This is a genomic window from Variovorax sp. Soil_C_12 (assembly GCF_057657375.1).
Genome location: NZ_JBDGIO010000006.1, coordinates 377,888 through 396,233, shown reverse-complemented (window position 1 = coordinate 396,233; position 18,346 = coordinate 377,888). Strand labels below are relative to the sequence as shown.

At 68.9% G+C, this 18,346-nt stretch carries 20 protein-coding genes; 16 read left to right on the top strand and 4 right to left on the bottom strand.

Annotated features, from left to right (window positions below; all coding sequences use genetic code 11):
* The first annotated feature begins 6 nt into the window (after window positions 1–6).
* The 6 genes from AC3A6X_RS19015 (at window position 7) to AC3A6X_RS18990 (ending at window position 6,834) form a co-directional block, all read left to right on the top strand.
* Window positions 7–804, top strand: coding sequence for a beta-ketoacyl synthase chain length factor (locus AC3A6X_RS19015; protein WP_487843648.1), 798 nt, complete (start codon window positions 7–9; stop codon window positions 802–804).
* 7 nt (window positions 805–811) lie between these two features.
* Complete coding sequence (locus AC3A6X_RS19010; RefSeq protein ID WP_487843647.1) at window positions 812–2,440, top strand: NAD(P)/FAD-dependent oxidoreductase; 1,629 nt, start codon at window positions 812–814, stop codon at window positions 2,438–2,440.
* Window positions 2,441–2,591: 151 nt separating this feature from the next.
* Window positions 2,592–3,308, top strand: coding sequence for a response regulator (locus AC3A6X_RS19005; RefSeq protein ID WP_309960697.1), 717 nt, complete (start codon window positions 2,592–2,594; stop codon window positions 3,306–3,308).
* 9 nt (window positions 3,309–3,317) lie between these two features.
* Window positions 3,318–4,505 carry a sensor histidine kinase gene (locus AC3A6X_RS19000; protein ID WP_487843646.1) on the top strand — a complete coding sequence of 396 codons (1,188 nt, stop codon included), beginning with the start codon at window positions 3,318–3,320 and terminating at the stop codon, window positions 4,503–4,505.
* A gap of 203 nt (window positions 4,506–4,708) precedes the next feature.
* The gene (locus tag AC3A6X_RS18995; protein WP_487843645.1) at window positions 4,709–5,407 is read left to right on the top strand and encodes an autotransporter domain-containing protein; all 699 of its coding nucleotides are present in this window, start codon (window positions 4,709–4,711) and stop codon (window positions 5,405–5,407) included.
* Window positions 5,408–5,556: 149 nt separating this feature from the next.
* Window positions 5,557–6,834 (top strand): O-antigen ligase family protein, encoded by a 1,278-nt coding sequence (locus AC3A6X_RS18990; RefSeq protein ID WP_487843644.1) that lies wholly within the window; start codon window positions 5,557–5,559, stop codon window positions 6,832–6,834.
* Here AC3A6X_RS18990 and AC3A6X_RS18985 read toward each other — a convergent pair.
* Window positions 6,800–7,009: a zinc-finger domain-containing protein gene (locus tag AC3A6X_RS18985; protein WP_106559468.1), complete on the bottom strand. Its 210-nt coding sequence runs from the start codon at window positions 7,007–7,009 to the stop codon at window positions 6,800–6,802. The two genes, AC3A6X_RS18990 and AC3A6X_RS18985, sit on opposite strands and share 35 nt — an antisense overlap.
* Window positions 7,010–7,017: 8 nt before the next feature.
* Window positions 7,018–7,956 (bottom strand): branched-chain amino acid transaminase, encoded by a 939-nt coding sequence (locus tag AC3A6X_RS18980; RefSeq protein ID WP_487843643.1) that lies wholly within the window; start codon window positions 7,954–7,956, stop codon window positions 7,018–7,020.
* 114 nt (window positions 7,957–8,070) lie between these two features.
* Here AC3A6X_RS18980 and AC3A6X_RS18975 point away from each other — a divergent pair, with 114 nt between their 5' ends.
* Window positions 8,071–9,051 (top strand): recombination-associated protein RdgC, encoded by a 981-nt coding sequence (locus AC3A6X_RS18975; RefSeq protein WP_487843642.1) that lies wholly within the window; start codon window positions 8,071–8,073, stop codon window positions 9,049–9,051.
* Here AC3A6X_RS18975 and AC3A6X_RS18970 read toward each other — a convergent pair.
* Window positions 9,048–9,527: a glycerate kinase gene (locus AC3A6X_RS18970; protein WP_487843641.1), complete on the bottom strand. Its 480-nt coding sequence runs from the start codon at window positions 9,525–9,527 to the stop codon at window positions 9,048–9,050. The genes AC3A6X_RS18975 and AC3A6X_RS18970 overlap by 4 nt on opposite strands.
* A 70-nt stretch (window positions 9,528–9,597) precedes the next feature.
* Window positions 9,598–10,989 carry a DNA repair protein RadA gene (radA, locus tag AC3A6X_RS18965; RefSeq protein WP_487843704.1) on the bottom strand — a complete coding sequence of 464 codons (1,392 nt, stop codon included), beginning with the start codon at window positions 10,987–10,989 and terminating at the stop codon, window positions 9,598–9,600.
* A 118-nt stretch (window positions 10,990–11,107) separates the two neighbouring features.
* Between radA and hpaR the strand changes: the two genes are divergently transcribed.
* Genes hpaR through AC3A6X_RS18920 form a run of 9 tightly spaced genes read left to right on the top strand, consistent with a single transcriptional unit; the run spans window position 11,108 to window position 18,335 of the window.
* Window positions 11,108–11,539, top strand: coding sequence for a homoprotocatechuate degradation operon regulator HpaR (gene hpaR, locus AC3A6X_RS18960; RefSeq protein WP_487843640.1), 432 nt, complete (start codon window positions 11,108–11,110; stop codon window positions 11,537–11,539).
* Window positions 11,536–12,159 carry a fumarylacetoacetate hydrolase family protein gene (locus AC3A6X_RS18955; protein WP_487843639.1) on the top strand — a complete coding sequence of 208 codons (624 nt, stop codon included), beginning with the start codon at window positions 11,536–11,538 and terminating at the stop codon, window positions 12,157–12,159. The genes hpaR and AC3A6X_RS18955 overlap by 4 nt, the downstream gene beginning before the upstream one ends.
* A complete protein-coding gene (locus AC3A6X_RS18950; protein ID WP_487843638.1) occupies window positions 12,156–12,908 on the top strand; it encodes a fumarylacetoacetate hydrolase family protein in 753 nt (250 codons plus the stop codon). The genes AC3A6X_RS18955 and AC3A6X_RS18950 overlap by 4 nt, the downstream gene beginning before the upstream one ends.
* 53 nt (window positions 12,909–12,961) lie before the next feature.
* Window positions 12,962–13,939: a Bug family tripartite tricarboxylate transporter substrate binding protein gene (locus AC3A6X_RS18945; RefSeq protein ID WP_487843637.1), complete on the top strand. Its 978-nt coding sequence runs from the start codon at window positions 12,962–12,964 to the stop codon at window positions 13,937–13,939.
* Between the two features lie 11 nt (window positions 13,940–13,950).
* Window positions 13,951–15,408 (top strand): 5-carboxymethyl-2-hydroxymuconate semialdehyde dehydrogenase, encoded by a 1,458-nt coding sequence (hpaE, locus tag AC3A6X_RS18940; protein WP_487843636.1) that lies wholly within the window; start codon window positions 13,951–13,953, stop codon window positions 15,406–15,408.
* Window positions 15,409–15,410: 2 nt separating this feature from the next.
* Complete coding sequence (gene hpaD / locus AC3A6X_RS18935; protein ID WP_487843635.1) at window positions 15,411–16,286, top strand: 3,4-dihydroxyphenylacetate 2,3-dioxygenase; 876 nt, start codon at window positions 15,411–15,413, stop codon at window positions 16,284–16,286.
* 13 nt (window positions 16,287–16,299) lie between these two features.
* The gene (locus AC3A6X_RS18930) at window positions 16,300–16,704 is read left to right on the top strand and encodes a 5-carboxymethyl-2-hydroxymuconate isomerase (protein WP_487843634.1); all 405 of its coding nucleotides are present in this window, start codon (window positions 16,300–16,302) and stop codon (window positions 16,702–16,704) included.
* A gap of 6 nt (window positions 16,705–16,710) precedes the next feature.
* Window positions 16,711–17,514 carry a 2-oxo-hept-4-ene-1,7-dioate hydratase gene (hpaH, locus tag AC3A6X_RS18925; RefSeq protein ID WP_487843633.1) on the top strand — a complete coding sequence of 268 codons (804 nt, stop codon included), beginning with the start codon at window positions 16,711–16,713 and terminating at the stop codon, window positions 17,512–17,514.
* 11 nt (window positions 17,515–17,525) lie between these two features.
* The gene (locus tag AC3A6X_RS18920; protein ID WP_487843632.1) at window positions 17,526–18,335 is read left to right on the top strand and encodes an aldolase/citrate lyase family protein; all 810 of its coding nucleotides are present in this window, start codon (window positions 17,526–17,528) and stop codon (window positions 18,333–18,335) included.
* Window positions 18,336–18,346 lie beyond the last annotated feature (11 nt).

The following is an 18,346-nucleotide window of genomic DNA, read 5'->3' as shown; positions in this document are numbered from 1 at the left end:
GCCAGGATGCCTACCCTTTTTATCGAAGGTCCTGCCTTCTGGGCCGCCACCCTGCCCGGCTGGCACAGCGCCCGCGCGGTGTTCCGCGGCGAGGCGGCGCCGGCCGACCCGCCGGCCAAGCGGCCCTCGCCCCAGATGCTGGCACCGGCCGAGCGGCGGCGCGCCCCCGACACGGTCGCGCTCGCGCTGGAGGTCGCGGCCGCCGCGGTCGAGGCCTCGGGCCGCGCGGCGAAGGACCTGCCCTGCGTGTTCGCCTCGGCGCACGGCGACCTGGGCATCAACGACTACATGTCCGCCACGCTCGCGAGCGACCCCAAGCTGCTGTCGCCGATCAAGTTCCACAACTCGGTGCATAACGCCGCGGTCGGCTACTGGACCATCGGCACCGGCTGCACGGCCGCGAGCAATTCGCTGGCGGCCTACGAGCACAGCTTCGCGGCCGGCCTGCTGGAAGCGGCGGCGCAATGCGCGGCCGACCGGCAGGCGGTGCTGCTGGCCGGCTTCGACATCCCATCGGTCGGCGCCCTGGGCTCGGTGATCAAGAGCCGCGAACTGCTGGCCGTGGCCCTGGTGGTCGCGCCCGCGCGCAGTGAGCGCACGGTGGCGGCCATCGAGTGGTCGCTGGTGGCCGGCGAGCCGGCGCCGCAGCGTCCGCTGTCGGAGGCGGCTTCGGCGCTGAAGGCCAACGCGATGGCCGATGCGCTGCCCTTCTACGAAGCGCTGGCGCGCGCCGAACCGGAATCGCTGGACCTGCCGCTGGGCACCCGCCTGGCGCTGCGGCTGCGGCTGGAGCCGCAAGGCTGATCAGGCCATGAACACGAAGCTCTCCCACCACGATGTCGTCATCATGGGCGGAGGGCTCGGGGGGCTCACGCTCGCGCTGCAGCTCAAGCGGCGCTTCGATGACATCGACGTGCTGGTGCTGGAGCGCCGCGCCCATCCGGTGCCGCATGCCGCGCACAAGGTCGGTGAATCCTCGGTGGAGATCGGCGCGCACTACTTCGACACGGTGCTGGGCCTGAAGGCGCACATGCAGGGCGCCCAGCTGCGCAAGTTCGGCTTTCGCTTCTTCTTCAGCGAGGGCCGGCGCGACATCGACCAGGTGACCGAGATCGGCGCCAGCCGCTACCTCTCGGTGCCCAGCTACCAGATCGACCGCGGCATCTTCGAGAACTTCCTGGCCGAGGAGGCCACCCGCGCCGGCGTGCGCTTCATCGACGGGGCGCTGGTGCGCCGCATCGACCTGGCCGAACACGCCCATGCACCGCACCGGCTCGAATGGACCCGGGAGGGCGAGACACACGCCGTCCATGCCCGCTGGGTGGTCGACGCCTGCGGCCGCGCCGGCCTGCTCAAGCGCAAGCTGGGGCTCGCACAGCCCAACGCGCATCTCTGCAACGCGGTCTGGTTCCGCATCGGCCATCGCATCACCATCGACCACTGGTCCGACAGCGCCGAGTGGCGCGAGCGCTGCGAGCCGCAGGCACGCTGGCTGTCGACCAACCACCTGGTCGGCACCGGCTACTGGGTCTGGCTGATCCCGCTGGCCTCGGGCTCGCATTCGGTCGGCATCGTGGCCGACCCGCGGCAGCATCCGCTGGAGACCATGGACAGCTTCGACAAGGCGATGGAGTGGTTTCGCACCTGGCAGCCGCGCCTCTTCGACGAGCTCGACGGCAAGCGCCACCTGCTGCAGGACTTCGCCTTCTTCCGCGACTTCTCCTACGGGTGCAAGCAGGTGTTCTCGGGACAGCGCTGGGCGCTGACCGGCGAGGCGGGGCTCTTCCTCGACCCCTTCTATTCGCCGGGCAGCGACTTCATCGCGATGAGCAACAGCTACATCGCCGACCTGGTCGCGCACGACCGCGCCGGCCGTTCGGTGGAGGCGCGCGCCCGGCTCTACGACCAGATCTACCACTCCTTCTACGAGAGCACGCTCGCGCTCTACACCGACCAGTACGCCCTCTTCGGCGACCCGGAGGTGCTGCCGGTGAAGGTGATCTGGGACTACACCTACTACTGGGGCGTGCTCTCGCAGATCTTCTTCCAGCAGCGGCTGACCGACCTGGCGCTGCTGGGCAGCCTGCGCGAGGAGCTGCAGCACTGCCAGCGCCTGAACTTCGCGATGCAGGACTTCCTGCGCGCCTGGTCGAAGCAAAGCGCCAGGCGCAACCCGGCGGTGATGCTGGACCAGGCCGCGCTGCCGTGGTTCGCCGAGCTCAACCGGAGCCTGGGCGACCGGCTGGACGACGCCGCCTTCCAGGCGCGGATGCGGGCCTCGGCCGAGCGTTTGCAGGTGCTCGCCGCCGAGATCCTGCAACGCGCCCATGGCGAGCACCCGGGCCTGGACAGCAGGGCCCTGTGCGCCGTCCTGGCCGAACGCAGCGGTGCCGCGCCGCCCGTCATGGCCATGACGCCCATGCTGTTCGACCCGGCGTGACGCTCCCATGGATACGCCCGGCTGCGAGGTTTACGCCAACTTTACGGACCCTTCAAGCCTGCTTGTCGCCCTGCGGCGACGCTAGGCTTCAGCATCCCCCGGCTTCCTGCCGGGCCGAACAAAGCGGCGGGAGCGCCGGCCGAGGACCCTGATGAGCACACCCCAACTCCTGATGATCGAAGACGATGCCCGCCTGGCCCAGATGGTGGGCGAGTACCTCACGCAGTCCGGCTTCGGCTTCCACCACGCCCTCGACGGCGCCAGCGGGCTCGAGATGCTGCAGCAGCGCTCGCCCGACCTGGTGATCCTCGACCTGATGCTGCCGGACACCGACGGCCTCGAGATCTGCCGCCGCATCCGCGCCCTGCCCAACCACGCGCTGGCCAAGGTGTCGGTGCTGATGCTCACCGCCAAGGGCGACCCGATGGACCGCATCATCGGCCTGGAGATCGGCGCCGACGACTACCTGCCCAAGCCCTTCGAGCCACGCGAGCTGCTGGCGCGCATCCGTGCCGTGCTGCGGCGGCGCAGCGAAGGCGGCAGCGAGGCGGCGCCCGCCGCGGTGATGCGCTTCGGCACGCTCGAAATCGACCGCAACGCGCGCAGCGTGACCGTCGGCGGCGAACTGGCGGACCTCACCTCCTACCAGTTCGACCTGCTGGTCGCGATGGCCGAGCGCGCCGGCCGGGTGCTGACGCGCGACCAGATCATGGAAGCCGTGCGCGGCCGCGAGCTGGAGGCCTTCGACCGCTCGATCGACGTGCACATGGGCCGCATCCGCGCGGCGATCGAGGTCGATGCCAAGAACCCCAAGCGCATCCTGACCGTGCGCGGCGTGGGCTACGTCTTCGCCAAGCAGCAAGACTAGGTGGGCGCCATGCTGCTCAACCTGTACCGCCGCCATCTCTACGTCCGCATCTGGCTGGCGGTGGTGGGCGGCGTCGTCATCCTCACCCTGTGCGCCAACTGGATCGTGCGAGAGGCTGCCGAGAACGAACGCGAGCGGCTGTCGGCCGTGCCGCGCGAGGTGGTCGTGCTCGACATCAAGAACGACCGTGCCATCGGCAGCGGCAGCGCGGTGCGCGTGCCCGGCCAGGGGCTGGAGTTCGACGTGACGCTCGAGGACGGCCGCTCGATGTCGCTGCGCGTCGCCCCGCGGGCCCGGCCGATGGGCAGCAGCGGCCTCGCGGCCTGGCGCACGCCCTTCGGCCTGGGCTGGATGGTGGCGCTGGTCGGCATGGCGGTGGCGCTGGGCGTCTACCCGATCGTGCGGCGGCTCACCAAGCGGCTGGAGGCGCTGCAGCGCGGCGTGCAGCGCTGGGGCGAAGGCGACCTGTCGGCGCGCGTGATGGAGGAAGGGCAGGACGAGGTGGCCGACCTCTCCCACCGCTTCAATGCCGCCGCGGCCCGCATCGAGGAACTGGTGCGCTCGCACAAGTCGCTGCTGGCCAACGCCTCGCACGAGCTGCGCTCGCCGCTCGCGCGCATCCGCATGGGCCTGGAGCTGATGAGCGAGCGGCCGAGTCCGACCGCGCGCGACGAGATCGCCCGCAACATCGCCGAGCTCGACCAGCTGATCGACGAGATCCTGCTGGCCAGCCGGCTGGACGCCAAGGAAGCCGACATGGGCACCATCGAGACGGTGGACCTCACCGGCCTGGCGGCCGAGGAATGCGCGCGCGTCGATGCCGAACTGGACGTGGCGGAGAACGCCTGCAGCGAGGCCTTGACCGTGCGCGGCGTGCCGCGTCTCCTGCGCCGCGCGATCCGCAACCTGCTCGAGAACGCGCGCCGCTACGGCGCGGGCGAGATCAGCGTGGAGCTCGGCAACCGGCACGGCGCGGCGGAGATCCGCGTCAATGACCGAGGCCCGGGCGTCCCGGCCGCGCTGCGCGATCGCATCTTCGAGCCCTTCTACCGCCTGCCGGGCGCGAGCGAGCGCAACGGCGGCGTGGGCCTCGGGCTCGCGCTGGTGAAATCGATCACCGAGCGGCACGGCGGCAGCGTGCGCTGCGAGGATCGGCCGGGCGGCGGCGCCAGCTTCGTGATCGCGCTGCCGAACTGATTCAACGAAGCACTGAAATCGGGGCGTTGCCGTCTACCCGATACGGGTGCGCTGCGGCTGATTCAGCGGACTTTGCCTGCGGACAGGGCCCAAAAAAGGCGGCCTCGGCTCGACGAGGATTCTCGCTTTTTATCGCATTTGCCTGACTGCGCCACCGAGCATTTCTAGCATCTGACGGTCGCCGCCCCTGGGTACGAGCCGCCATGAACAGAATGCACCGCAGTCTTTGGAACCCCGCGCTGAGCGCCTGGGTGGCCGCCCCCGAGAACGCCCGCGCGCGAGGCAAGGGCAGCAGCCGTACTGCGAGGGCCACCGGGGCGACGTCCGCCACCTACAGCAGCGACAGCGGCTTCTACGCCGATGCCGTGCTGCAGGCCGGGCGCCACCGCTACGAGGTCAAGCCCCAGGCCAACCTGCGCACCAAGGGCAAGGGCAGCAGCCTGAGCGCCTCGCTGGAGATCGGCCAGTCCTTCGCGCTCGGCGAGGGCTGGCAGATCCAGCCGCAGGCACAGCTGGTGCACCAGCGCCTGGACCTCGACGACGTCAACATCACCGGCGCGCGCGTGCACCAGGAGCGCGACGGCAACTGGCTCGCCCGCGTGGGCGTGCGCGTGAAGGGCGACATCGCCACGAGTGCAGGCCGGCTGCAGCCCTATGCGCGAGTGAACCTGTACCGCGCCTCGGGCGGCAATGACACCACCCGCTTTGTCAACCCGGCGGCCAGCACGGCCATCGCCAGCAGCACCGGCAGCACCTCCACCGAGCTGGCCGCGGGCTTCACGCTGGGACTGAGCGAATCGACCAGCCTCTACGGTGAAGTAGGCAAGCTGTGGGCCTCGGGTGGAGACACCCGCGTGAAGTCGCAGCTCAACGCCTCGGCGGGGCTGCGGGTGCGGTGGTAACCGCGAAGAACGCGCAGCAGAGACCGAGCAGCAGAGCGAAATAGCCGCTGCTCATCAGCGGGAGCGCATCGCGCGTCGCTAGACCCGGCAGCGGCGCCCGACCGGCCGAGTCAGGAAGCGCTGGAGCAGCGCCCCTAGAATCCGCCCCCATGCAGAGATCGCAACTCGTCCGCCTCGCAGCCATGTTCTGGGGGCTGACGGTGTTCATGCCGGTCGGCGTTCCCTACCTCGCGGCCTTGCTGATGCTCGCTGCCCTGCTCGCGGCCGGCGGCTGGCGCGAGCGCGTGCAGCGGCTGCGCGGCAATCCGATGTGGTGGCCGGTCGTGGCCTACGTGGTGTGGACGCTGGTGGTGCTGGCGCTCGAGCCGCAGTATCCGCAGACCCCCTCGAACCTGGCACACGGGCTGCGCATCGCGGCCACGGTGCTCATGGCCCTGGCCCTCACGCGCGATGAAGCGATCTGGGCACTGCGCGGCTTCCTGCTGATGGCGCTCTTCAACATCGTCCTGATCGCGATGTTCTGGGTGGCGGTGGCCCTGAAGATGTATTTCCCGGTGTTGGAGGTCTGGCGCGGCGTGATCTTCCTGATCGGCAACAAGTCCATCAGCAACGCGCTGCTCTTCACCATCCTGGGCGCGACCGCGGCCGTGTTCGGCCTGCAGGCGCTGTCGGAGCACCGGCCGCTGCGCGCACTGCCGGCCTTTGCGCTGACGCTGGCCGTGATCGTGATCATCACTTTCAGCCTGCCCTCGCGCACCTCGCTGCTGGCGCTGCTGCTGGTCATCCCCGCGGCCTGCGTCCATCAATGGCGCGGGCGGCTCAAGGTGCTGGCGCTGGCGCTGATCGCCGGCGGCGCAATCGTGGCCGTCGGCCTGTGGAACTCGCCGGCGGTGCAGCAGAAGTTCGAGCTCGGCGTGCAGGAGCTCGAGCAGGCGCAGGCCGGCGCCGTCTCGGAAGGCAGCTGGGTGGTGCGCTACTACATGTACCGCGACACCGGCCGCATGATTCTCGACCGGCCCTTCACCGGCTGGGGCATCGGCGGCTGGACCGAGCAGTGGCATCTGCGCGGGCCCAAGCTGCTGGCCGACTACAACATGCCGCACAACGACTTCCTGTGGATGGGCTCCCAGGCCGGCATTCCGGGCGCGCTGACTCTGTTGGCGATCATGCTGACGGGGGTCTGGGTGGCCTGGCGGCGCGATGACCTGTACGGCCGCTATGCCTTCGTCGCGCAGCTCATCGCGCTGATCGCGACGAATGCGAACTCGGCACTGCGGGATGCGCAGATCGGGCTCAGCCTGCTGTGGATGTCGACGATCTACCTGCGGCTGGCGCAGGAGCCGGGGGATTCATGGCGCGGGCTGCTGCCGCGCCGCCGGGCAGAGCCCGCCCTCAGTGGCGATGCGCCACAGCCTCGCCGGCCTTGAGCCGGTAGACCGTGCCGCAGTAGGGGCACTTGGCCTCGCCGGTGCGCGCCACGTCCAGGTAGACCTTGGGATGCGCGCTCCACAGCTTCATGTCGGCCTTGGGATTGGGGCAGAACACCCCGCCCTGGTGGTTCAGGTCCTGGCCCGACAGTTCGATCACGGCGTTGGCACTCATTTTTTAACTCAGACCTTGGTGAGCCAGTGGGCGTACTTGGGATTGCGGCCGTTCACAATGTCGAAGAAGGCGCTCTGGATCTTCTCGGTGACGGGGCCGCGCGAGCCCTGGCCGATCTCGATGCGGTCGAGCTCGCGGATCGGCGTGACCTCGGCCGCGGTGCCGGTGAAGAAGGCTTCCTCGGCGATATAAACCTCGTCGCGCGTGATGCGCTTCTGCACCACCTCGATGCCGAGGTCCTTGCAGATGTGCAGGATGGTGTTGCGCGTGATGCCGTTCAACGCGCCGGCCGACAGGTCGGGCGTGTACACCACGCCGCCCTTGACCACGAAGATGTTCTCGCCCGCGCCTTCGCTCACGAAACCCGATGCGTCGAGCAGCAGCGCCTCGTCGTAGCCGTCGTCCAGCGCCTCCATGTTGGCGAGGATCGAGTTGCTGTAGTTGCTCACCGCCTTGGCCTGCGTCATGGTGATGTTGACGTGGTGGCGCGTGTAGCTCGACGTCTTGACACGGATGCCGCGCTTCATGCCCTCGTCGCCGAGATAGGCGCCCCAGGCCCAGGCCGCGACCATCGCGTGAATGCGGTTGCCCTTGGGGCTCACGCCCAGCTTCTCGGAGCCGATCCACACCAGCGGGCGCAGGTAGCAGCTCTCCAGGTTGTTGGTGCGCACCACCTGCTTCTGCGCCTCGTTGAGTTGCTCGGGCGAAAACGGGATCTTCATGCGCAGGATCTTGGCGCTGTTGAACAGGCGCTCGGTGTGCTCGGCCAGGCGGAAGATCGCGGTGCCGTCGACCGTCTTGTAGGCCCGGACCCCCTCGAAAGCGCCGCAGCCGTAGTGCAGCGTGTGGCTCAGCACGTGGATCTTGGCTTCGCGCCAGTCCACGAGATCACCGTCCATCCAGATCTTTCCGTCACGGTCGTCCAGTGCGGGGGGCAGCGCGCTCATGTCTTTGTCCTTTTGGGGGAGGGAAGTCGCAAAAGCTTGCGATTTTACGGCGCGGGCCGGGCTCGTCCCGCCGACAATGCTCGGCTTTGCCAAACAGCCAGGAAAAGGGTTTCCGTGTCCGTCTTCAAGAACGTCATCGTCTATCGCATCGAATCCACTTGGTCGCAAACGCTCACCGACGTCGAGCAGCGCCTGGATGCCTTTCGCTTCGTGCCCTGCAGCCCTTCGCAGGAGAAGGCCGCCGGCTGGGCCGAGCCCCGCGGCGAGGACCATGGGCCGCTGGTCGAATCCGTCGGCGGCCAGTGGCTGCTCGAATACATGATCGAGAGCAAGACCCTGCCCGGCTCGGTGGTGCGCCGCAAGGTCGAGGAGCGGGCCGCACAGATCGAGGCCACCACCGGCCGCAAGCCGGGCAAGAAGGAAAAGAAAGAGCTCAAGGAAGACATCACGCAGGAGCTGCTGCCGCTGGCCTTCACGCGCCATGTGCGCATCGCCGTCTGGATCGACCCGGCCGCGCGGCGGCTGGTGGTGAACGCCAGCAACGCGGCGCGCGCTGACGAGGTCGTGACCAGCCTGGTGAAGGCGCTGGAAGGCTTCGCGGTGGCGCAGATCAACACCCAGGTGGAGCCGGCCGCCGCCATGTCGGACTGGCTGTCGACGCAGGAGCCGCCGGCGGGCTTCACCATCGACCGCGAATGCGAGCTCAAGGCCACCGACGAGTCGAAAGCCGTGGTGCGCTATGCCAAGCATCCACTGGACATCGAGGAGGTGCGGCAGCACATCGCCGACGGCAAGCGCCCCACGCGCCTGGCGATGACCTGGGACGACCGCGTGTCCTTCGAGCTGACCGAGGGCATGCAGCTGCGCAAGATCGTGTTCCTCGAGGGCACGCTCGACGACGCGCCGGGTTCGGCGAAGGAAGACAACTTCGACGCCGACGCCGCAATCGCGACCGGCGAGCTCGGGCAACTGGTGCCGGAGCTGATCGAGGCGCTCGGGGGTGAGATGAAGCTGGGGGCAGCGCCGGTCGAAGCAGCACCGAAGGCCACGGCGCCCGCCAGCGAAGAGCTGGCCGACGAGTCGGCGCCCTTCTAGACGGGCGGGCGCAGCGCGTCGGCCGCGCCCGGCTTTACCGCATCGGCGCTCGGCGCATCGGCCGCTTGCGCTGCGTCCTCGTCGGGCGCCTGCGGCCGCACCAGCGTCCATTCCGTCAGCTTGCCATTGACGAAGGTGGCATCGACCCATGAGCCGCCGCCGTCAGTCCAGCGAAAGACCTCGGGCTGCGCGTCCTTGGGCGAGCGCTGCTCGCCGAGCGCGCGCGTCATCGCGATCACGTGCAGCAGGGTCACCTTGGGCTTCAACTTGGCATTGAGCATCACCGCGCTCGCCACCGTGCCGATGGGCCGGTCGGCCGCGCGCTTCAGGACCTGCATGGTGCGGTTGAAGTGCATCAGCAGGAACATGACGATGGCGCCGCCGGCGAAGGCGATGCCGGCCCAGCCGTAGGCTCGATAGGCCAGGCCGAGCAGCAGCAGGCCTGCGAGAGGCACGAAAACTTTGCCGAAATTCATGAGCCGATTGTCGCCTCCGTCGAAGCGGGGCTACTTCACCCGTTCGCGCATCGGCCGGGAGGGCAACGGCTCAATCGAGGCCGCGCACGACGTTCATCGCTTCCTCGACGCGCTCCACCGGATGGATGGTCAGCCCCTCGATCTCCTTCGCGCCCTTGCGCGGCGCGTTGGCCTTGGGCACCACCGCCACGCTGAAGCCCAGCTTGGCGGCCTCGCGCAGCCGCTCCTGCCCGCGCGGCGCCGGCCGCACCTCGCCGGCCAGCCCGACCTCGCCGAAGGCGATGAAGCCCTTGGGCAGCGGCTTGCCGCGCAGGCTGGAGGTGATGGCCAGCATCACCGCCAGGTCGGCCGCCGGTTCGGTGATGCGCACGCCGCCCACCGCGTTGACGAACACGTCCTGGTCCATGCAGGCCACGCCCGCATGGCGGTGCAGCACCGCCAGCAGCATCGCCAGCCGGTCGCGGTCCAGGCCCACCGACAGACGCCGCGGGCTGGGCCCGCCGTTGTCGACCAGGGCCTGGATCTCGACCAGCATCGGCCGCGTGCCCTCCAGCGTGACCAGCACCACGCTGCCGGGCACAGGCTCGGCATGCTGGCTGAGGAAGATCGCGCTGGGGTTGGCCACGCCCTTGAGGCCGCGCTCGGTCATCGCGAAGACGCCGATCTCGTTGACCGCGCCGAAGCGGTTCTTGATGGCGCGCACCAGGCGGAAGCTGGAATGGGTGTCGCCCTCGAAGTACAGCACCGTGTCGACCATGTGCTCCAGCACGCGCGGGCCGGCCAACGCGCCTTCCTTGGTCACGTGGCCCACGAGCACCACCGCCGTGCCGCTGGCCTTGGCGAAGCGCGTGAGGTGCGCCGCGCATTCGCGCACCTGCGCCACCGAGCCGGGGGCCGAGGTCAGCTGGTCCGAATACACGGTCTGGATCGAATCGATCACCGCGATCGCCGGGCGCGTGGCGTCCAGCGTGGCCAGGATCTTCTCCAGCTGGATCTCGGCCAGCACCTGCACCTGCGACAGCTCGAGGCCGAGGCGCCGCGAGCGCAGCGCCACCTGGGCGCCGCTTTCCTCGCCGGTGACGTAGAGCGCGTTCTGCCCCGCGCGCTGCAGCGCATCGGCCGCCTGCAGCAGGAGCGTGGACTTGCCGATGCCGGGGTCCCCGCCGATCAGCGTGACCCCGCCGTCGACGATGCCGCCGCCCAGCACGCGGTCGAGTTCGTCGAGCCCGGTGGGCGTGCGCTCGATGTCGGTGGCCTCGATCTCGGACAGCGTGGCCAGCTCGGCCGAGCCGGCGAGCGAGGCGTAGGGTGCGCCGAAGCGGTTGTTGCCGCCGCCGGCCGCCGTGGCCGCCACCTGCTCGATCAGCGTGTTCCAGGCGCCGCAGTTGGGGCAGCGGCCCAGCCACTTGGGGCTGGTGCCGCCGCATTCGGAGCAGACGAAGAGTGTTTTTTCCTTGGCCATCGCCCGAGTGTAGGGAGGGGCCATCGCCGGTCCGCATCCGGGCTACGGGAAAACCCGGCAAAAGCAGCCTCGGAGAGGTCTTGCAAAAAATTTAACATGTTAAATAATCGAGGCCTTCATGAGCACCCCCTTCGTCCACCGCAACCTGCCCCGCCTGCTGCTGCAGGCGCGCGAAGCCGTCATGGCGCACACCCGGCCCAGCCTGCGCGAGCATGGGTTGAGCGACCAGCAATGGCGCGTGCTGCGGGTGCTGGGCGAGCACGGCATGGTCGAGACCGGCCGCGTCGCGCGCGAGGCCTTCATCCTCGGCCCCAGCCTGACCGGCGTGCTCGCACGCATGGAACGCGACGGCCTGATCCGCCGCGCGCGCGATCCCGCCGACCAGCGCCGCACCGTGGTCGAGGCCACGGCCAAGGGCACGCGCATGGTCCAGCAGCTCTCGCAAAGCATCGAGGCGCACTACGCCTGGATGGAGAAGTCGCTGGGCAAGCAGAAGCTGTCGCAGCTCTATGTGCTGCTCGACGAAGTGATCGAACTGGAACAACCATGAGCTTCCTCCCTACCGGCACCGTCTACGGCGTGCTGCTCAACTTCCGCGCGGAAGTCGAGGCGCTGGCGCCGCAGATGACGCAGCCCCCCTACAAGGCACCGCCAAAAGCGCCGGTGCTGTACGTGAAGACGGCCAACACCTGGAGCCCGCACGGCAGCGCGATCGTGGTGCCCGGACGCGTACACGAGGTCGAGGTCGGCGCCACCATCGCGATGGTGATCGGTGCCGACGGCGACGTCGAAGGCTTCGTGCCGATGAACGACCTCTCGATCCCGCACGCGAGCTTCTTCCGCCCGCCGGTCAAGTTCAAGTGCGTGGACGGCTTCCTCGGCATCGGCCCCGCGATGCGCGACGCGCAGGAGGTGGCCGACCCGGCCGAGTTCAAGCTCGAGCTGCGCATCAACGGCGCGCAGCGCCAGTCGATCGACTTCTCGCAACTGGTGCGCAACGCCTCGCAGCTGCTGGCCGACGTGAGCGAGTTCATGACGCTGGCGCACGGCGACGTGCTGATGCTGGGCTGCGATGCCGGCCGCCCGCTGGCGCGGCCCGGCGACCGCATCGAGATCAGCGCGCCGGGCTTCGAGACGCTGGCCAACACGCTGGTGGGAGAGGCCGCATGAAGCACGCACACATCGCCTTCGAAGGCGTGGAGCAGGCGGCGACCGAGCGCGACGGCCGGCTGCTGCTGGCCGACGGCCGCAGCATTGCCTTCGACGACGCCCTCTGGCTGCCGCCGCTGGCGCCCACGCCGCGCCCGCGCACCATCCTTGCGCTCGGCCTCAACTACGCCGATCACGCGAAGGAGCTGGAATTCAAGGCGCCCGAGGAGCCGCTGGTCTTTGTCAAGGGCCAGAGCACGCTCATCGGCCATCGCCAGAAGACGCGGCGCCCGGACGGCGTGTCCTTCATGCACTACGAATGCGAGCTGGTGGTCGTGGTCGGCAAGACGGCACGCAACGTGCGGCGGGGCGACGCCTACGACTTCATCGCCGGCTACACGGTGGCCAACGACTACGCGATCCGCGACTACCTCGAGAACTGGTACCGCCCCAACCTGCGGGTGAAGAACCGCGACAGCTGCACGCCCATCGGGCCCTGGCTGGTGGACGCGCAGGACGTGCCCGACCCGATGGCGCTCGCACTGCAGACCACCGTCAACGGGAAGGTCACGCAGTCGGGCAACACGAAGGACATGATCTTCGACGTGCCTTTCCTCATCGAGTACTTCTCAGGCTTCATGACGCTCGCGCCTGGCGACCTGATCCTCACCGGCACGCCCGACGGCGTCGTCGACTGCCGTCCCGGCGACGTGGTGGTGACGGAGATCGAAGGCATCGGCGCGCTGACCAACACCATCGCTGCGGCCTGAGAGGGCGTGAACGCGCAGCGCCTGCCAGCGACAACCCAACCAGGAGACAAGGCATGACCCGGATTTCCCGCTTCGCTGCGGCGCTGCTCGCGCTGGCCGCTTCGCTCTTCGCTTTCGATGCGCCCGCGCAGCCCTACCCGAACAAGCAGGTGCGCTGGGTGGTCGGGTATCCGGCCGGCGGCGGCACCGACTTCCTCGCGCGCACGGCGGGCGCGCAGCTCTCGCAGCAGCTGGGCCAGCCCGTGGTCATCGACAACCGTCCCGGCGCGGCGGCCATCATCGCCTCCGAGCACGTGGCCCGATCGCCGGGCGACGGCTACACCGTCTTCTCGGCCGATAACGGCGTGCTGGTCTACAACCCGGCGCTCTACAAGAAGCTGCCCTACGACGCCGAGAAGGACTTCGCCCTCGTCGGCATGATGGGCCGCTCCTCGCTCATCATCACGGCCGCTCCCAATGCCGGCTTCACCGACGCGAAGGCGCTGCTGGCCGAGCTCAAGCGCTCGCCCGGCAAGTACAGCGTGGCCACGCCCGGCCTCGGCAGCCCGCACCACCTGGCGCTGGAGCTGTTCCAGCGCGAGGCGGGCGTGTCGGTGCTGCACGTGCCCTACAAGGGCGGCGCGCCCGCCCTGCAGGACCTGATGGGCGGCCAGGTGCCGCTGATGGTGCTCGACCTTCCCAGCGGCGTGAGCGCCGTGAAGGCCGGCAAGGCCATCCCGCTGATCGCGATGTCCGGCGAGCGCATGCCGCAGCTGCCCAACGTGACGACCGCGAAGGAACTGGGCTTCCCCGCCGTCGAGGCCTATGCCTGGCAGGGCCTGGTGGCGCCAGCCGCCACGCCCAAGGACGTGCAGGCCCGCCTCGGCGCGGATCTGATGAAGACCATGAACGACCCCGGCGTGCGGCAGAAGCTGCAGGATGCCGGCTGGGACCCCACGCCCGCCGACGCCGCCGAGATGACCCGCTACACCGAAGCGGAACGCAAGAAGTGGCACGCCCTCATCAAGGCGCGCGACATCAAACTGGATTGATTGAAAGCCCCATGAAGATCGATCACCTCATCGACGGCAAGCCGGTCGCCGGCGCCGACTATTTCGAGACCGTCAACCCCGCCACGCAGGACGTGCTGGCCGAAGTCGCCTCCGGCGGCGAGGCGGAAGTCAACGCAGCGGTCGCCGCCGCCAAGGCCGCCTTTCCGAAGTGGGCGGGCCTGCCCGCGCCCCAGCGCGCGAAGCTGATCCGCAAGCTCGGCGACCTGATCGCGGCCCACGTGCCCGGGCTGGCGCAGACCGAGACCAATGACTGCGGCCAGGTCATCGCCCAGACCGGCAAGCAGCTGGTGCCGCGCGCGGCCGACAACTTCTATTACTTCGCCGAGATGTGCACGCGGGTGGACGGCCACACCTACCCGACCGAGACGCACCTGAACTACACGCTGTTCCACCCGGTCGGCGTGTGCGCGCTGATCTCGCCGTGGAACGTGCCCTTCATGACCGCCACCTGGAAGGTCGCGCCCTGCCTGGCCTTCGGCAACACGGCGGTGCTCAAGATGAGCGAGCTGTCGCCGCTGACCGCCGCGCGCCTGGGCGAGCTGGCGCTGGAGGCCGGCATTCCGCCCGGCGTGCTGAACCTGGTGCACGGCTACGGCAAGGAGGCCGGCGAGCCGCTGGTGGCGCATCCGGACGTGCGCGCGATCTCCTTTACGGGCTCCACCGCCACCGGCAACCGCATCGTCAAGAGCGCGGGCCTGAAGAAGTTCAGCATGGAGCTGGGCGGCAAGAGCCCCTTCGTGATCTTCGAGGACGCGGACCTGGACCGTGCGCTCGATGCAGCCATATTCATGATCTTCAGCAACAACGGCGAGCGCTGCACCGCGGGCTCGCGCATCCTGGTGCAGCAGTCGATCTACGCCGACTTCGCGGCGAAGTTCGCCGAGCGCGCGAAGCGCATCGTGGTCGGCGACCCGCTGGACGAGAAGACCATCGTCGGGCCGATGATCTCGCAGGCCCACCTGGCCAAGGTGCGCAGCTACATCGAGCTGGGTCCGAAGGAAGGCGCGACCCTGCTGTGCGGCGGGCTCGAGGTGCCGCAGCTGCCGGAGCGCGTGCGCCGCGGCAACTACGTCGCGCCCACGGTCTTCGCCGACGTCGACAACCGCATGAAGATCGCGCAGGACGAGATCTTCGGTCCCGTCGCCTGCCTGATTCCCTTCAAGGACGAGGCCGACGCGATCCGCCTGGCCAACGACATCCAGTACGGCCTCTCCAGCTACGTCTGGACCGAGAACATCGGCCGCGCGCACCGCGTGGCCGCCGCGGTCGAGGCCGGCATGTGCTTCGTCAACAGCCAGAACGTGCGCGACCTGCGCCAGCCCTTCGGCGGCACCAAGGCCTCCGGCACGGGCCGCGAGGGCGGCACCTGGAGCTACGAGGTCTTTTGCGAGCCGAAGAACGTGGCGGTGTCGCTCGGGTCGCATCACATCCCGCACTGGGGAGTCTGATCATGGGCACGCTCGCACTCGCCGCCAAGATCACGCACGTTCCCTCCATGTACCTGTCGGAGTTCCCCGGCCCGAACTTCGGCTGCCGCGAGGCGGCGATCAACGGCCACAAGGAAATCGACCGGCGCTGCCGGGAGCTGGGCGTCGACACCATCGTGGTCTTCGACGTGCACTGGCAGGTCAACAGCGAATACCACATCAACTGCGGCCCGAAGTTCGAAGGCACCTACACCAGCAACGAACTGCCGCACTTCATCAAGAACATGCCCTTCGCCTACCCCGGCAATCCAGCGCTGGGCCACCTGATCGCCGACATGGCCAACGAGATGGGCGTGAAGAGCCGCGCCCACAGCGACACCACGCTGGAGCTGGAGTACGGCACGCTGGTGCCGATGCGCTACATGAACGCCGACCAGCACTACAAGGTGATCAGCATCAGCGGCTGGTGCGACTGGCACGACCTCACCGAATCGGGCCGTTTCGGCCTGGCGGTGCGCCGCGCCATCGAGGAGCGCTACGAGGGCACGGTCGCGGTGTTCGCGAGCGGCTCGCTGTCGCATCATTTCGCCGACAACGGCCGCGCACCCGAATTCATGCACAAGGTCTACGATCCCTTCCTCGAGCAGGTCGACCGCCGTGTGGTCCAGCTCTGGCAGGCCGGCGAATGGGAGACCTTCGTCGGCATGCTGCCGATGTATGCCGACAAGTGCTGGGGCGAAGGCGACATGCACGACACCGCCATGCTGCTGGGCCTGCTGGGCTGGGACCGCTACACGGCGCCGGTGGAAGTCATCACCCCCTATTTCGGCAGCTCGGGCACGGGGCAGATCAATGCGATCTTTCCGGTCACGCCACTGCCGGCGCCGGCCACGGCCTGAGGAGCACATAACGATGCCGCATCTCGTGATTCTCTACACCCCCAACATCGAGCCGCAGACCGACATGACGGCGCTCTGCCGCACGATGGCCGACGCCATGCTCGAACAGCGCGACGACGAGGGCCGGCAGGTCTTTCCGACCGGCGGCACCCGCGTGCTGGCCTTCCCGGCCGCGCACTATGCCGTGGCCGACGGCCAGGGCGACTACGCCTTCGTCTATCTCAACGTGCGCATGGCGTCGGGACGCACCGAGGCGGTCAAGAAGCGCATCGGCGATGCATTGCTCGCCAAGGTGAAGCAGCATTTCGAGCCGCTGGTCGCGCAGCGGCACATCGGGACCACGCTGCAGATCGACGAAGCGCCCGGCCAGGTCTATGACGGCAAGTACGGCAACCTGCATCCTCTCTTCAACAAGTAGAAAAGCATGCTCGCCAGGAACGTCATCCAGCAGCTCGCCGGGGAACTGCACGAAAGCGAGAGGTCGCGCGTGCAGGTCGAACATTTCTCCAAGCGCTTTCCCGAGATGAGCATCGAGGACGGCTACGCCATCTCGCGCGAGTGGGTGAAGGCCAAGCTGGCGGAGGGCCGCGTGGTCCGCGGACACAAGATCGGCCTCACCTCGCGCGCCATGCAGCAGGCCAGCCAGATCACCGAGCCGGACTACGGCACGCTGCTGGACGACATGTTCTTCGAGCAGGGCGGCGACATTCCCTTCACCCGCTTCATCGCGCCGCGCATCGAGGTCGAACTCGCCTTCGTCCTGGGCAAGCGGCTGCAAGGCCCGAACGTGAGCATCTTTGACGTGCTGGCCGCCACCGACTACGTGGTGCCGGCCATCGAGATCATCGACGCCCGCATCGAGCAGTTCGACCGCGAGACCGGCGCGATGCGCAAGGTCTTCGACACCATCGCCGACAACGCGGCCAATGCCGGCATCGTGACCGGCGGCCGGCCGGTCAAGCCCGACGCGGTGGACCTGCGCTGGGTCGGCGCCCTGCTCTACAAGAACGGCGTGATCGAGGAGTCGGGCCTGGCCGCGGCCGTGCTCAACCATCCGGCCACCGGCGTGGCCTGGCTGGCCAACAAGCTCGCGCCCTGGGGCGAGTGCCTGGAGGCCGGTGAGGTCGTGCTCGGCGGGTCCTTCACCCGGCCCACGAATGCCAAGCCCGGCGACACCTTCCATGCGGACTACGGCCCGCTCGGCGCCATCGCTTTCCGTCTCGTCTGAAGAAGAACACCATGCAAACCCCCACGAATCCCTTCAAGCAAGCCCTGGTGGAGAAGCGCGCGCAGATCGGCCTGTGGCTCGGCCTGGCCGACGCCTACAGCGCAGAGATCTGCGCCGGCGCCGGCTTCGACTGGCTGCTCATCGACGGCGAGCATTCGCCCAACGGCCTGCGCAGCGTGCTGCAGCAGGCGCAGGCGATCGCGGCCTATCCGGGCGTGAACGCCATCGCGCGCGTGCCGGTGGGACACGGCGACGGGGGCACGGCGCTGATCAAGCAGTACCTCGACCTGGGCGTGCAGACCCTGCTGGTGCCGATGGTCGATACGCCCGAGCAGGCGCAGGCCATCGTGCGTGCCATGCGCTATCCGCCGCAGGGCATCCGCGGCATGGGTGGCGCGCGCGCCTCGCGCTGGGGCCGCTACCCGGGCTATGCCAGGGAGGCCAACTCACAGGTCTGCCTGCTGGTGCAGGCCGAGTCGCGCGAAGCACTGGCGAACCTGGACGCCATCGCCGGCGTCGACGGGGTCGATGGCGTCTTCATCGGCCCGGCCGACCTGTCGGCTTCGCTCGGCCATGTCGGCGACTCGAACCACGTCGAGGTGCAGGCCGCCATCGAGGACGCGATCGCGCGCATCCAGCGTGCCGGCAAGGCCGCCGGTATCCTGACGCCAGATGAGACGCTCGCGCAGAAGTACCTGGAGCTGGGCGCCCTCTTCGTCGCCGTCGGGCTCGACACCAACCTGCTGGTGCGCAGCACCAATGCACTGGCCGCGCGCTTCAAGGGCGGCGCGAAGCCGACGTCCACCGGCGGCACCTACTGAGCCCACTGGCC

Coding starts and splice junctions, on each gene's coding strand:
- AC3A6X_RS18955 (WP_487843639.1), top strand. CDS start 11,536: ATGAGCTTCCTCCCTACCGGCACCGTCTACGGCGTGCTGCTCAACTTC.
- AC3A6X_RS19015 (WP_487843648.1), top strand. CDS start 7: ATGCCTACCCTTTTTATCGAAGGTCCTGCCTTCTGGGCCGCCACCCTG.
- AC3A6X_RS18920 (WP_487843632.1), top strand. CDS start 17,526: ATGCAAACCCCCACGAATCCCTTCAAGCAAGCCCTGGTGGAGAAGCGC.
- AC3A6X_RS18950 (WP_487843638.1), top strand. CDS start 12,156: ATGAAGCACGCACACATCGCCTTCGAAGGCGTGGAGCAGGCGGCGACC.
- AC3A6X_RS18970 (WP_487843641.1), bottom strand. CDS start 9,527: ATGAATTTCGGCAAAGTTTTCGTGCCTCTCGCAGGCCTGCTGCTGCTC.
- AC3A6X_RS18995 (WP_487843645.1), top strand. CDS start 4,709: ATGAACAGAATGCACCGCAGTCTTTGGAACCCCGCGCTGAGCGCCTGG.
- hpaD (WP_487843635.1), top strand. CDS start 15,411: ATGGGCACGCTCGCACTCGCCGCCAAGATCACGCACGTTCCCTCCATG.
- hpaE (WP_487843636.1), top strand. CDS start 13,951: ATGAAGATCGATCACCTCATCGACGGCAAGCCGGTCGCCGGCGCCGAC.
- AC3A6X_RS18980 (WP_487843643.1), bottom strand. CDS start 7,956: ATGAGCGCGCTGCCCCCCGCACTGGACGACCGTGACGGAAAGATCTGG.
- AC3A6X_RS19010 (WP_487843647.1), top strand. CDS start 812: ATGAACACGAAGCTCTCCCACCACGATGTCGTCATCATGGGCGGAGGG.
- hpaR (WP_487843640.1), top strand. CDS start 11,108: ATGAGCACCCCCTTCGTCCACCGCAACCTGCCCCGCCTGCTGCTGCAG.
- hpaH (WP_487843633.1), top strand. CDS start 16,711: ATGCTCGCCAGGAACGTCATCCAGCAGCTCGCCGGGGAACTGCACGAA.
- AC3A6X_RS19005 (WP_309960697.1), top strand. CDS start 2,592: ATGAGCACACCCCAACTCCTGATGATCGAAGACGATGCCCGCCTGGCC.
- AC3A6X_RS18990 (WP_487843644.1), top strand. CDS start 5,557: ATGCAGAGATCGCAACTCGTCCGCCTCGCAGCCATGTTCTGGGGGCTG.
- radA (WP_487843704.1), bottom strand. CDS start 10,989: ATGGCCAAGGAAAAAACACTCTTCGTCTGCTCCGAATGCGGCGGCACC.
- AC3A6X_RS18945 (WP_487843637.1), top strand. CDS start 12,962: ATGACCCGGATTTCCCGCTTCGCTGCGGCGCTGCTCGCGCTGGCCGCT.
- AC3A6X_RS19000 (WP_487843646.1), top strand. CDS start 3,318: ATGCTGCTCAACCTGTACCGCCGCCATCTCTACGTCCGCATCTGGCTG.
- AC3A6X_RS18985 (WP_106559468.1), bottom strand. CDS start 7,009: ATGAGTGCCAACGCCGTGATCGAACTGTCGGGCCAGGACCTGAACCAC.
- AC3A6X_RS18930 (WP_487843634.1), top strand. CDS start 16,300: ATGCCGCATCTCGTGATTCTCTACACCCCCAACATCGAGCCGCAGACC.